The organism is Herbiconiux sp. FW305-C-125, from assembly GCF_058783455.1.
In genome coordinates, this window is record NZ_JBYSYO010000001.1 from 745,730 (window position 1) to 759,069 (window position 13,340).

Annotated in this window: 8 protein-coding genes; 3 read left to right on the forward strand and 5 right to left on the reverse strand. The window is 69.9% G+C overall.

What is annotated here, in order from left to right; genetic code table 11:
* Positions 1-20 precede the first annotated feature (20 nt).
* From AC3WLB_RS03770 to AC3WLB_RS03780, 3 genes are all read left to right on the forward strand, one after another.
* Positions 21-1,661 carry a DNA repair helicase XPB gene (locus AC3WLB_RS03770; RefSeq protein WP_492503409.1) on the forward strand — a complete coding sequence of 547 codons (1,641 nt, stop codon included), beginning with the start codon at positions 21-23 and terminating at the stop codon, positions 1,659-1,661.
* Positions 1,662-1,727: 66 nt separating this feature from the next.
* On the forward strand, positions 1,728-2,417 hold the full coding sequence (locus AC3WLB_RS03775; RefSeq protein WP_022897448.1) for a response regulator transcription factor: 690 nt from the start codon (positions 1,728-1,730) through the stop codon (positions 2,415-2,417).
* Positions 2,418-2,438: 21 nt separating this feature from the next.
* A complete protein-coding gene (locus AC3WLB_RS03780; protein WP_492503411.1) occupies positions 2,439-4,334 on the forward strand; it encodes a sensor histidine kinase in 1,896 nt (631 codons plus the stop codon).
* A gap of 336 nt (positions 4,335-4,670) precedes the next feature.
* Here AC3WLB_RS03780 and AC3WLB_RS03785 read toward each other — a convergent pair whose 3' ends face one another.
* The 5 genes from AC3WLB_RS03785 to AC3WLB_RS03805 all read right to left on the reverse strand — a co-directional run bounded on the left by AC3WLB_RS03785 (position 4,671) and on the right by AC3WLB_RS03805 (position 13,274).
* Positions 4,671-6,383: an amylo-alpha-1,6-glucosidase gene (locus AC3WLB_RS03785; protein ID WP_492503413.1), complete on the reverse strand. Its 1,713-nt coding sequence runs from the start codon at positions 6,381-6,383 to the stop codon at positions 4,671-4,673.
* Between the two features lie 70 nt (positions 6,384-6,453).
* A complete protein-coding gene (locus AC3WLB_RS03790; protein ID WP_492503415.1) occupies positions 6,454-9,489 on the reverse strand; it encodes a LamG-like jellyroll fold domain-containing protein in 3,036 nt (1,011 codons plus the stop codon).
* A 65-nt stretch (positions 9,490-9,554) separates the two neighbouring features.
* The gene (locus AC3WLB_RS03795; RefSeq protein WP_492503417.1) at positions 9,555-11,489 is read right to left on the reverse strand and encodes a glycoside hydrolase family 127 protein; all 1,935 of its coding nucleotides are present in this window, start codon (positions 11,487-11,489) and stop codon (positions 9,555-9,557) included.
* A gap of 4 nt (positions 11,490-11,493) precedes the next feature.
* Positions 11,494-12,312 carry a carbohydrate ABC transporter permease gene (locus AC3WLB_RS03800; RefSeq protein ID WP_022898083.1) on the reverse strand — a complete coding sequence of 273 codons (819 nt, stop codon included), beginning with the start codon at positions 12,310-12,312 and terminating at the stop codon, positions 11,494-11,496.
* Positions 12,309-13,274: a carbohydrate ABC transporter permease gene (locus AC3WLB_RS03805; protein WP_492503419.1), complete on the reverse strand. Its 966-nt coding sequence runs from the start codon at positions 13,272-13,274 to the stop codon at positions 12,309-12,311. Before AC3WLB_RS03805 ends, AC3WLB_RS03800 begins: the two co-directional genes overlap by 4 nt.
* Positions 13,275-13,340: the final 66 nt, after the last annotated feature.

A 13,340-nucleotide genomic window follows, 5' to 3' on the forward strand; every position in this document is an offset into this window, starting at 1 on the left:
GCGCCGTAGACTCGTCTGTTATGCCCGACGGCCCCCTCATCGTTCAAAGCGACCGCACCGTACTGCTCGAGGTCGCGCATCCGGATGCCGAAGCCGCGCGCCACGAGCTCGCGGTCTTCGCCGAGCTCGAACGCGCCCCCGAACACATCCACACCTACCGCATCACCCGCCTCGGGCTCTGGAACGCGCGCGCCGCCGGCCACACGGCCGACGAGATCCTCGCCACGCTTGAGCGCTTCTCGAAGTTCGCGGTGCCGCAGACCGTCACCCTCGAGATCGTCGAGACCATCGACCGCTACGGCAAGCTCGTGATCGAGCGCCACCCCGACGGCGTGCTCACCCTGCGCTCCACCGACCCCGCCGTGCTCACCGAGATCACCCGCGGTAAGAAGGTGGCGCCGCTCCTCACCGAGAAGCGGCCCGACGGCAGCTGGAGCATCGAGCCCTGGGCGCGCGGGCAGCTCAAGCAGGAGCTGATCAAGCTCGGCTGGCCCGCCGACGACCTGGCCGGCTTCACCCCCGGCACCCCGCACGAGATCGACCTCGACCAGGCCGGCTGGCACCTCCGCGACTACCAGCAGCAGGCCGTCGACAACTTCGCCGCGCACGGTTCCGGCGTGGTGGTGCTCCCCTGCGGCGCGGGCAAGACCCTGGTGGGCGCCGGCGCCATGGCGAGCGTGAAGACGAACACGCTCATCCTGGTGACGAACACGGTCTCCGCCCGCCAGTGGCGCGCCGAGCTCCTGAAGCGCACCACTCTCACCGAGGACGAGATCGGCGAGTACTCGGGTCTCGTCAAGGAGATCAAGCCGGTCACCATCGCGACGTACCAGATCCTCACCGCCAAGCGTGGCGGCAAGTACGCGCACCTCGAGCTGCTCGACGCCCTCGACTGGGGCCTCGTGGTCTACGACGAGGTGCACCTGCTGCCCGCGCCGGTGTTCAAGCTCACCGCCGACCTGCAGGCGCGCCGCCGCCTCGGCCTCACCGCCACGCTGGTGCGCGAAGACGGGCGCGAGTCGGATGTCTTCAGCCTGATCGGCCCGAAACGCTTCGATGCCCCCTGGAAGGAGATCGAGGCCCAGGGCTACATCGCCCCCGCGAACTGCTACGAGGTGCGCGTCGACCTGCCATTCACCGAGCGGATGACCTATGCCGCGGCCGCCGACGACGAGCGCTACCGCCTCGCAGCCACGGCACCGGCCAAGCTCGAGGCGACGCGGCAGCTGATCGAGCAGCACCGCGGCGAGCGCATCCTCGTCATCGGGCAGTACCTCGACCAGCTCGAGGAGCTCTCGCGTGAGCTCGGCGCCCCCGAGATCACGGGCGCGACGCCGGTGGCCGAGCGCGAGCGGCTGTTCCAGGCCTTCCGCGACGGGGAGGAGAAGATCCTCGTGGTGTCGAAGGTGGCGAACTTCTCGGTCGACCTGCCCGAGGCGAGCGTGGCCATCCAGGTCTCCGGCTCGTTCGGCTCCCGCCAGGAGGAGGCACAGCGTCTCGGCCGCCTGCTGCGGCCGAAGGAGTCCGGGCTGCCCGCGAGCTTCTACACGCTCGTGGCACGCGACACCGTCGATCAGGAGTTCGCGCAGAACCGGCAGCGCTTCCTGGCCGAGCAGGGGTACGCCTACAGCATCCTCGATGCGGATGCGATCGCCGCGTAGCAGGCTCAACGCGCGCATCCGAAAACTTCTCAGACTTCGCCCAGCGAACCCGCAGATAATGGAGCCATGACCGGTCCTCGCATCCTGATCGTCGACGACGAGCCCAACATCCGCGACCTCCTCACCACCAGCCTGCGTTTCGCCGGCTTCGCGGTGCGTGCCGTCTCCAACGGCGCCCAGACCATCTCGGCCGTGCTCGAAGAAGAGCCCGACCTCATCATCCTCGACGTGATGCTGCCCGACATGAACGGCTTCGGCGTCACGAAGCGGTTGCGAGCGGCGGGCTACACCGCCCCCATCCTCTTCCTCACCGCGAAGGACGACACCGAGGACAAGATCACCGGCCTCACCGTGGGTGGCGACGACTACGTCACCAAGCCGTTCTCGCTCGACGAGATCGTGGCGCGCATCAAGGCCATCCTCCGTCGCACGATGCAGGCCGACGAAGACGCGATCATCCGCGCCGGCGAGCTCACGATGGACCAGGACACGCACGAGGTGTTCGTCGGCGACGCCGCCATCGAGCTCTCCCCCACCGAGTTCAAGCTGCTGCGCTACCTCATGCTGAACCCCAACCGGGTGCTGTCGAAGGCGCAGATCCTCGACCACGTCTGGGAGTACGACTTCAACGGCGACGCGGGCATCGTGGAGAGCTACATCTCCTACCTCCGCCGCAAGCTCGACGCCCACACCGAGGAGTCGCTCATCCAGACCAAGCGCGGCTTCGGGTACATGCTCAAAGTCTCGAAGGCATAGAGGGCGTAGCCTTCTGGGAGCATGCTCAACGCCATCCTGAAGCAGTGGAACTCCATCTCACTGCGCTCGAAGATCACCGGGGTGACCGTGCTCATGCTCACCTTCGGCCTCGTGGTCTCGGGTGTCGGCACCATGATCGTGCTGCGCACGTACCTGCTGCAGCAGGTCGACTCGCAGCTCGACTCGGCGAGCCGTGACCCCTCGCCCTTCCTGGGGCCGGATGCGACGACCGAGCAGTTCCGCATCGAGGACATCACCTCGGCGCCGACCGACTACTTCGTAGGGCTGCTCGACGCCTCGGGCAACCTGATCGTCTCGAACTGGGGCGATCGCCCCGCCGACGCGATGCCCAACGCGCAGGTCTCGCTCGACACGTCGAACCTGCTGGGCGGCAAGGTGTTCAGCGTCGACTCGGTCGACCAGCGCACCGAGTGGCACGCCATCGCCACCACCGTCTACCTCTTCGGCGGCGACGGATCGCTCGGCAACGTGGTCATCGCGAAATCACTGGCCGAGACCGAGAAGACCACGGCGACCTACCTCTCGATCTTCCTCGCCTTCGGCGTGGGTGTGGTCATTCTCGGCGCCATGCTGACGCGGTTGCTCGTCACGTCGACCTTCGGGCCGCTGCGCGAGGTGGAACGCACGGCCGCGGCCATCGCCGACGGCGGCGACTACAGCCGCCGCATGTCGGATGCGACGCCCAACACCGAGGTCGGGCGGCTGAACCGCTCCCTGAACACCATGCTCGCGCGCATCGACTCGGCGTTCGCCGACCGCGCCAAGACCATCGACCAGATGCGCCGCTTCGTCGGCGACGCCTCGCACGAGCTGCGCACCCCGTTGGTGTCGGTGCGCGGCTACGCGGAGCTCTACCGGATGGGGGCGTTGCAGACGCCCGAAGACGTCGCGCAGGCCATGGATCGCATCGAGAAGGAGGCGATCCGGATGGGCACGCTCGTCGAAGACCTCCTCGAGCTCGCCCGGCTCGACGAGACGCGGCCGCTGCAGCTGGCGCCGGTCGACCTCGTGCCGCTGACGCTCGACGCGGCGATGGATGCCCGTGCCGCCAGCCCGGGGCGCGTCGTCACCGCGATCACGCCGCACAGCGACGGGCCCGTCTCGTTCGCGCCCGGCATCGAGGGGGTGCCCTCTGCGGATGCGGATGCTGCTGGATCGGGGCGCAGCCCGTCGACGGCGACCCGGCCCATCGCGTTCGCGAACGCGACGCTGGCGCGGCTGCGGCGCCGGCCGCGCGGAGCCGCGGGGGCCGGCGGCGGAGCGGCGGGCGCGGGCGGCGGCTTGGTGGGCTCGACTGGCGGTTCTGCCGCTGTTGTGCCGGGTGGCATGTCCGACACCGGCGCGCCCGGGCATCCTGGAGCCTCTGGGTTCAACGGGGCCACCGGAGCCAACGGGGCCACCGGCTCCGTGCCTGATCCCACCGCGCCGGCCCAGGCCGCGACGCCCGACGGCACGGCGGCGGCCGTCCCGATCGCGATCCCCGAGACGCGGCCGATCGTGCTGGCCGAGGAGAACAAGATCCGGCAGGTGCTGACCAACCTCATCGGCAACGCCATCCGCTTCACCGACGCCGACAGCCCGATCGAGTTGTCGGTGCAGGTCGACGACGCCCGTCGGGTGGCGATGGTCGACGTGATCGACCACGGCGAGGGCATCCCGCCGCAGATCCGGGAGAAGATCTTCCAGCGCTTCTGGCGCGCCGACTCCTCGCGCACCCGCGAGACCGGCGGATCGGGCCTCGGCCTCGCCATCGTCTCGTCGATCGTCGCCGCCCACCACGGCACCGTCGAGGCGCTCGAGACCCCGGGCGGTGGCGCGACCTTCCGCGTCACCCTCCCCCTCATGCCCGTCGGCGCCGCCCCCACGCCCCCGCCCCGCAAGCCCCTCCCCGCCTAGCCCCCGCCCAGCCCCGGACACCCCCGCCCTTGTCCGCCCGCGCCGCAGGCCGGCCGTCCCTGTCTCACGAGGGTCTCCCCAATTCAGGTCCCCGGCGCCTGAGCAAGGGAGGTTCCTGCCGAACGTCCTGAACTGCGCACACGGGCGCCGAGGCGGCCTGGACGGTCCGCCCCTCGTCGGAACAACCAGCGTGCCGCCTCGTGGCAGGCCTCATCGCAGGACTTCTGCTCGCAAACCACCGTATTCAGGAGGCGCAGTCCTGAATACGGGCGAAGCTCCTGAATTGCGCGGGCGAGTGGGATTCAGCGGGCGGTGTGAGGGCGACGGAGGGCGGCGTCAGCGCGCGGCGCGGGCCTCGGCCTCGCGGGCCAGGAGGAGGTAGCTGCTCGCCGTCCAGGTGTAGGCGCGGTCGCGGAGGCCGGCGCCGGTGAGGGCGTCGAAGTTCTCGGCGAAACCGGAGCGCTCGCACAGGCGCCGGAACCGCTCGCTGATCCGGTCGGCCAGCTCCGTCGCCCCCGCCTGGCGCAGCCCGTCCTCCACGAGCACCGTCGACGGCGCCCAGACCGGCCCCCGCCAGTACCCGTCGGCCTCGTACTCCGCGCTGTCGACGAGCTCCGTGGCCGGGCCGAACTCGGTCAGGTGCGACTCGATCCGGGTCGCGAGGCCGGCGGTGACGGCGGCCGGCAACCCGGCCGATGCCACGATCGGCAAGGTGCTGAGCAGCGAGGTCGTCGTGCTCTCGCGTCCGCTCGAGGGCGCCCGCGCGACGAAGGTGTCGCCGCGCCAGAGCTCCAGCAGGGCCGCCCGGATCGACTCCGCCTCACTGAGCCAGCCCGCCGCATCCTCACCGCGCCCGACCTCGGCCGCCAGCTCGCCGAGCACCTCGAGCTGAACCACGAGGAACGCGGCGAGGTCGGGCGCCTCGATCACGCGGTCGCGATCGAACATGGTCGAGTTGTCCCAGCCGCTGTCGTTGCCGTGCTGGTAGTGGGCGAGCGGATGCCCGGGCACCCGCCTGCGGTCGAGCCAGAACCGGGTCCACCGCGCCAGTGCGTCGTAGATCGCCGCCAGTTCGTCGGCCGAGAGCGGCGCCGCGAGCGCGGCGCGGAGCTTGCGGAGCGCCCAGCCGTGGATGGGCGGCTTCACGAAGTTGTAGAGCACCTCGGAGTGCGTGACCGAGTCGGGCAGCGCGCCCGACGGGTCCTGGAAGTCGAAGACGAGGCGGAACTGCTCCACAGCCTCGCGCGGCAGCCCGGGCGCGAGCGCCAGGGCGTTGAAGCAGTGGTCCCAGCTCCAGACCTTGTCCATCCAGTGCTTCGACATGAAGATCGCCTCGCGCTCGAGGAAACCGCGCGGCGCCACCGTCGCCGACCAGAGCACGTAACAGGCCGCCACGGCGGCCGGAGTTCGTTCGTTCCGCCACGGAGCGAGCGTCTCCACGTAGTCGTCGAACTCGGCCGCGGCCTCGGCGACGAGCTCGTCGAACGACCGCGAAGCGGTATACGGCGCGCGGGCCGTCTCGTATTCCTCGATCGCGAGCTCCCAGGCCCCGCCGCGTGCTTCGACCCAACGATCGGCGGTGCCGAGCACCTCGGCCCCTGACACCACCGTCTCACCGGTCACGGTGGTGATGCGGTAACGCCGGCCGGTCTCGTAGGAGGTGAGCACGGCGGCCCCGTCGACGGGGTCACGGAAGAGGTAGGAGCCGGTGAAGGGTGTCAGCTCGGTCACCGCATCCGCGATGCGCATGCCCAATCCGCGGCCGCGCATCCGGATGGTGCTGTCGTTCTCGAACACCGCTTCAACCGCCCCGGCCGGTGACTGCCAAAGGAGACGGCCCGGCGCTGCCGACACCGCCACGACACCCGCGGCGCCGTCGGAGAGCGGCTCGAACCGGAAGATCGCGTGCATCCCGGTCTGATGCGACACCAGGTGCAGCTGCTCGCGGGTGGTGTGCAGGCCCACCACCGGCGAGATGTCGAGCCACGAGCCTCGCCGGCTGAACGGGATCTCACGGATGTCGAACGACAGGTCGGACGGTGCGGTCACGAAGGCCCTTTCAGGAATGGTGCAGGTTCTCCGGGGCGCCCACGCGGAGCGCCCCGGAGAACCCGGATGATCAGTTCAGTGTGAACTGAACCGTGGTGGTGTTGCCGGCGACGTCGTAGACGACGAGGGTGTTGGCCCCCTGCACCGCCCCGAACACGCCGGGCTTGACGAAGTTGACGTCCGACCACGCGTTGTTCGAGAGATCCTTCACGACGCCGTTGAGCGTCACCTTGTCGATGAGCCCGGCGTCGTTCAGCTTGAAGCTGACGAGATCGTAGACCCCGTCGGCCCCGACGGCGAACGAGTCACCCGTCTTCACCGAGACGGTCGGCGCCGTGGCATCCACCGTGACGTCGAAGGTCTTGGTGGGCGCGATGTTGCCGGCCAGGTCTTCGGCGTTGTAACGGATGGTGTATTTGCCGTCGGGCAGGTTCACCGTCGCGGTGTGCGTGCCGGTGAGCGCGCCGTCGGCGACCGCCGTCTGGGTGCTCTTCACGAGCGTGCCACCCTGGTAGATGTTCGCCACGATCCGCTTCAGTCCGCGGTCGTCGCTCGCGTCGACCTGGAGCGACAGCGCCGAGAACGGCCCCGCAGTGGTCGGCGTCACGAGCGTGGCGCTCGGCTTCTGCGTGTCGGGCACCACCACCGGGGTGAGCTTCCAGAAGTGGTCGGCGGTCTGCGCATCCGTCGCCGTGGTGGTGGCGTTGGTGCCGTTGCCCGCGTTGTCGCCGTTCTGGATCGTGCCGTTGCGGCCCGCCCCCGACGAGTCGGGGACGCTCGCGCCGGTGTTCTCGTCGAAGCTGTACTTCAGCACGTCACCGGTGCCGGCGACGCCCGTCGAGAGGTTCAGCACCTCGTCGGCGGTCAGCGCCCGGCTGTAGATGTTCACGTCGTCGAGCGACCCGTTGAACGCGGGGTCGGAGGAGTACTGCGACTTGCCGAGGTAGTTCTTCGTGCTCTGACCGAAGGCCGACGGATGCACGGTCATCGCCGTGTTGGTGGCCACGAGCTGGCTGCCCACGTAGAGCTTGCCGGTCGTGCCCGACACCGTCACCGTCACGAGCGACCACTGGTTGAGCGGCAGCGCACCCGCACTGCTGATGAGTCGCTGCTCGCCCCCGGCGCCGCTGGTGGTGATGACGAAACGCAGCTTCGAACCGTCGTTCGCGGTGAGGAACATGCTCTGCTGGCTGCCGGTTCCGATGTCGAAGATGCGCTGCCAGGCCGCGTTCGACGCCGGGTTCACCCAGGCCGAGACGCTGTAGTCGCCGGTGAGGCTGCTGACCGCTCCGGTCGGCAGCGCCACGTATGCGGGGGTTCCGCAGAAGTTCAGCGCCGTACCGAGCTTGCCCGGCTGACGCGGTCCCGAGGCGGTGCAGCTCGACGACGGGTTGCCGTCGAGCCACTGCACGACCTGCGCGCCGTCGCTCTTGCTCATGCCGTCGACGGCCAGCACCCGCCCGGTGGCGTAGTTGCCGAAGCGGTAGCCGCCCTTGCCGTCGGAGATCGGCTGCCAGAGCTGGTCGTCGGAGCCGGCGTCGGCGGCCACGACCACCTTCGTGCCGTTGTTCTGGTCGACCGTCTTCATGCCGAGAACGAGTCCGCTGGTGGCGTTGACGATCTTGTACAGGCCCGAGCCCGCCGAGACGAGGTTCCACGTCTGGGTGGCCGCGCCGGCGTTCGGCGTGCGCTGGTTCACCAGCGTGCCGGCGGCGGGTGCCGCATCAGCCGTGTCGAGCGCGAGCCCGCTGTTCACGTTGCTGACGGTGTAGGCGCCGCTGAGATCGTCGCCGGTTCCGGCCGGCGTCACCACGACGTGGTAGCCGTAGGCCGGGTTCATCGTGATGGGCACGCTGATCGAGCCGTCCGCACCGACCTGGTAGGTGGTGTTCGAGACGGTGACCGGCCCGGCGACCGCGACCGTGCGCCCGTAGCTCGGGGTGTACTCGAGCTTCACGTTCACGGCGCCGCTCGATGCGACGGCGAGCTGGTCGAGCCCGTCGATGGTGACGGCGGTCGAGCCGCTGCCACCACCGGCCAGAACCTCCACCTGGTTCTTGTCGGCGGTGACGGATGCGGCGGCCTCGAACGCGGTATTGCCCGGCGCCTCGGTGGTCACCATGTCACCGCTCATGTCGGCGTACCAGGTGTAGAGCCAGTACGCGCCGTTCGGCACCCCGTCACGCTGGGTGAGCAGGTCGCCGAGCGTGCCCGACTGGTTCCAGAACGGCAGCTCGGCGTCGTGGATGCCGAGACGCTCGAACTTCGCGATGTACCCCACGAGCGAGCCCGGGATTCCGGCCTCGGCGGGCGCGGCGTACTCCTCGATGGAGATGGGACGCTGGTCGATGCCGAGATCGGTCAGGATGCCCTCGATGGTGGCGTAGTCGTCGACGATCTTGGGCGACCGGATGAGCTCGTGCCAGGCCAGGATGTCGGGGATCGTGTCGGTCGCCTTGGCCACGGTGAAGAACTGCCGCGCCTCGGAGATGTTGTCGGAGTAGCTCGGCCCCTGGATGGGCGTGTCGGGGTCGAGGCTCCGGATGAGCCGGTAGGTGTGCACCCAGAAGTCCTCGAACGAGCCGTTCTTCGCGGCGTTCCAGGTGCCGGTCGACTCGTTCCACGGCGCCCAGGCCGCGAGGTTCGTCATGCCCGACTCCTTGGCCTGGCGCACCTGGTCGGTGACGACCTGGTCCCAGTTCGCCCAGTCGAACTGGTACGGCCAGCCGGCGTAGTAGTCGGAGAGCCGGATGACCACCCGCGCGTCGTGGTCGGCGGCGACCTGCCAGGTGTCCCCCACGTCGCCGGTCGGCTGCTGCTTGCCGCCGAACGGCTTCTGGATGAAGGTGTGCGGCTTGATCGCGGAGATCAGCTCGCTCGAGGGCGAGTCGGCGTCGGCGAGCCCGTACAGGCTTCCCGATGCCAGGTGGGTGACCGGCCGGAAGGCCTGGTCGGCGTGCACCACGAGGGTGTTCGCGGCGCTCGGCGCGGCCTGCGCGGCGGGCGCCGACGCGGCGACCGCCGCCAGCGCGACCGTCACGGCGGCCAGGGCCGCAGCGGTTCGCCGCCCGCGCGCCCGTCGCACCGGTGTGGGAGTGGTGATCATGTCGTCATGCTCCTTTGCGTGATGGTGATGGGTGTGGCGGGGCGTTCAGGGCCCGTGGCCGACGGTCAGTCGGCCACGGGGAGGAAGACGCGCATCGTGGCGGGGCCGCGTTCGGCCCAGCGGTGATACGGCACGAGAGTGAGCTCGATCGGTCGCCGCCCGGCGACGGATGCCGGTTCCGGGCGGTACGGCAGCGTTCCGTCGGCGCTCGGCACGACGTCGGCCGTGCCGGTCAGCCGGGCGCCGTCGTCCGCGGCGCCGGGCGCACCGCTGGGATGCACGTGCACGTCGTCGATCGCGACGCCCGCGGGCAGGTCGGTGGACTCCAGGCAGAGCACGAGCGGCCCGCGTTCGACCGCGACCGTGTCGCGCACCGCGTCGATGCGCGGATCGGGCCAGGTGAACCGGGGGGCGATCGGGAGCCGCAGCACGACCGAGTCGCCGCTCACGAAGGAGCGCGTCAGGTCGGCCCAGCCGGGCGCAACGGAAACCGGGGCGTCGTCACCGAACTGCACCGTCGCATCCGTCGCCCATTCGGGAATGCGCAACCGCAGGCGCTGCGCTCCGGCCGGCGCCTCGACGACGCGCACACGCACGGCTCCCTCGACGGGGTAGGCGGTGTCGACCCGCAGCACGAACCCGCCGGCCCGGATCTCGCCCGATGCGTACTGCAGCAGCGCGATGCCCTCGTCGTCGACCGAGGCGAGGTAGGAGCCGAGTGAGGCCAGCGTGCGCGCGACATTGGTGGGGCAGCACGACACCTCGAACCAGGGGGCCCGGATGCCGCCCTCGGCCCGGGTGTTCACCCCGTCGCCGGCGGGCTCGCCGGGCTCCCGCTGCTGCAGCGGGTTGGCGTAGAAGAAGGCGGTGCCGTCGGCGCTCGGCGAGGTGGCGACGACGTTGAACAGGGTGCGCTCGATGAGGTCGGCATAGCGCACCTCGCCGGTCGCGAGGTAGAGCCGCCAGGCCAGCATGACCGAGCCGACGCCGGCGCAGGTCTCGCAGTACGCGCGGTCGGCCGGCAGTTCCCAGTCGTCGCCGAAGCCCTCGTCCTGATGACGCGAGCCCATGCCGCCGGTGAGGTAGGTGCGGCGCGCGACCGTGTGCTCCCACTGGCGGGTGACCGCGCCGAAGAGCTCGTCGTCGCCCGTCTCCACCGCGACGTCGAGGGCCCCCGCCGTGAGGTAGAGGGCGCGCACGGCGTGGCCGCGGAGCGCCGTCGCCTCGCGCACCGGCACGTCGTCCTGGAAGTACTCCGCCGAGAGCAGCGGACGTACCGGCAGCGTGCCGCGGCCGCGGCGTTCGATGAACAGCCGTGCCTGTTCGAGGTAGCGACGCTCGCCGAATGCGCGCCCCGCCTCGACGAGCGCCACCTCTATCTCGGGGTGGCCGCAGATCGCATCCGACCCGCCCGCCCCGAATTCTTCGCAGATCTGGTCGGCCGCGCGTCGAGCGATCTCGACGAGACGGTCGTCGTGCCCGCTGCGGAACCGCGCCACCGCGGCCTGCAGCAGGTGGCCGATGTTGTAGAGCTCGTGCCCCATCGCCAGGTCGGAGTACCGCGGCGGCAGGCCCGGATGCCCGTACGCCGTGTTGAGGTACCCGTCGTCGTCCTGCGCGGCACCGACGCGCTCGACCAGCGCCGAGAACGTCGCCTCCAGCGCCGGATCGGGCGTGCGCGCCAAGTCCCAGGCCATCGCCTCGAGCAGCTTGTAGACCTCCGAGTCGGAGAACTGCCAACCCGGCCGGTCGTGCGTGACCTCCCCGCGGGCGACGCGGTCGAAGTTCGTGAGCCAGCCGAGGCGTTCCATCCACTGCAGGCAGTGTTCGAGCGTGGCGGAGCTGTTGACCGCCTGGCGCACACCCCAGAAGCCCTGCGCGTCGAGCTGCACGTCGGTCACGGCGACGCCCTGGACAGCGGAACCGGTCGGGCGCACCGGTGCCGCGACCGTCGCCTCGGCATCGGGGAGCTGATCGGCGATGCTGGTGGACAGGGTCACGGGGTCAGTCCTTCACTGCGCCGGCGGTGACACCGGCGGCGACGTAGCGCTGGGCGACGATGAGCAGGATCGCCGCGGGGATGGAGGCCACGACGGCGGTGGCCATGATGGCGTTCCACTGGGTCGTGTTGTTGCCGATGTAGGCGTAGATGCCGAGGGTCACGGGCTTCAGCGCCGAGTTGCGGGCCAGGGTCGAGGCGAAGACGAAGTCCGACCAGGCCCAGAGGAACGCGAACAACGCGACCGTGAGCGCCGAGTTGCGGCTGAGCGGGAGCACGACCGAGGTGAAGGTGCGCCAGGCGCCGGCCCCGTCCATCCGCGCCGCCTGCAGCAGTTCGCGCGGCAGCCCGCTCATGAACGCGGTGAACAGCAGCACACCGAACGGCACCGCGATGGTGGAATCGGCCAGGATGAGGCCCGGGATGCTGTTGAGGAGGCCGAGCCGCACGTAGATGGCGTAGAAGCCCATCGCCATCACGACGCCCGGGATCATCTGCGCCACCAGCAGCACGAAATTGAGGGTGCGACCACCGCGCAGGTTGAGCAGGGCGATGGCGTAGCCGGCGGGCGCGGCGATCACGACGGTGAGCACCACGCAGCCGAGACCGATGATGAGGCTCGTGCCGAGGTTCGGCAGCTGCTGGCGCAGCACGTCGGTGTACCCGTCGAGCGTGGCGTCGAACGGGAAGATGTGCGGGGGGCTCAGCCGGAGGTCCTGGGTCTTCGTGAACGAGACGTTCACCATCCAATACACCGGGAAGAGCATCAGGGCGGTGAAGACGATGCCGAGGGCGGTCTTCCACCAGGGGCGGCGGGCGGTCATGACAACTCCTGACGGCGCTGGGTGCGCAGGTACACGAAGCCGAAGATCAAGGCGATGATGATGAGGATGTTGCCCACCGCGGCGGCCGGCGAGAGGTCGGGCTGCCCGGTGCCGAAGGCCTCCCGGTACGACCAGATCGCGAGCGTCGTGGTGGAGTTCGCCGGGCCACCCTTGGTCATGATCCAGATGATGTCGACGACCTTGAGCGTGTAGACGAGCCCGAGCAGCAGGGTGATCGCGGAGACCGGGCGGAGCAGCGGGAAGGTGATACTCCAGAACTGCCGCCAGGCGCCGGCGCCGTCGAGCGACGCGGCCTCGTAGACGTCGGTGGGGATGTTCTGCAGGCCCGAGTAGAGGATGACGAGGTTGAACGGGATGCCGAGCCAGATGTTCGCGATGACCACGGCGAGCATCGAGGTGTCGGGTGAGGTGAGCCAGTTGATCTGACCGATCCCGAAGGCCTGGAGCGCCGAGTTGACGATGCCGTTGTCGCTGTTGAGCATCCAGGCCCACGTCGACCCCGACACGATGAGCGGCAACAGCCACGGCACCAGGAACAGCGCCCGCAGCACCCCGCTGAGACGGAAGTTGTTGCGGAAGAACACGGCGAGCGCGAGCCCGATCGCGTACTGGAAGACCAGCGACGCCACGACGAACACCGCGGTGTTGCCGATCGCTTCGCCGAACAGCGGCGAGGTGATGACGTCGGTGTAGTTCTTCAGCCCCACGAACTCGGCGTTGCCCTGCACGAAGGCGCGCACCGTGTAGTCATGAACGCTGAGGTCGATGCTGCGGACGAGCGGATACGCGTAGAACGCGATCAGGTACGCCACGAGCGGCGCGGCGAAGCCCACCGCCACCCAGCGGGAGCCCTGGAGCCGGCCGGGTCGGCGCTTGCGCGCCACGGCCGAGGCCTGGGTGCTGCGCGTCGGTGGGGCGGCCGACGCCGTGGAGATCGCCATCATCAGTCCTTCGTCACGGGTTGGTTCCGGGTCCCGGGGCGGGCGGCGAGCCCGCCCCGGGCCTCC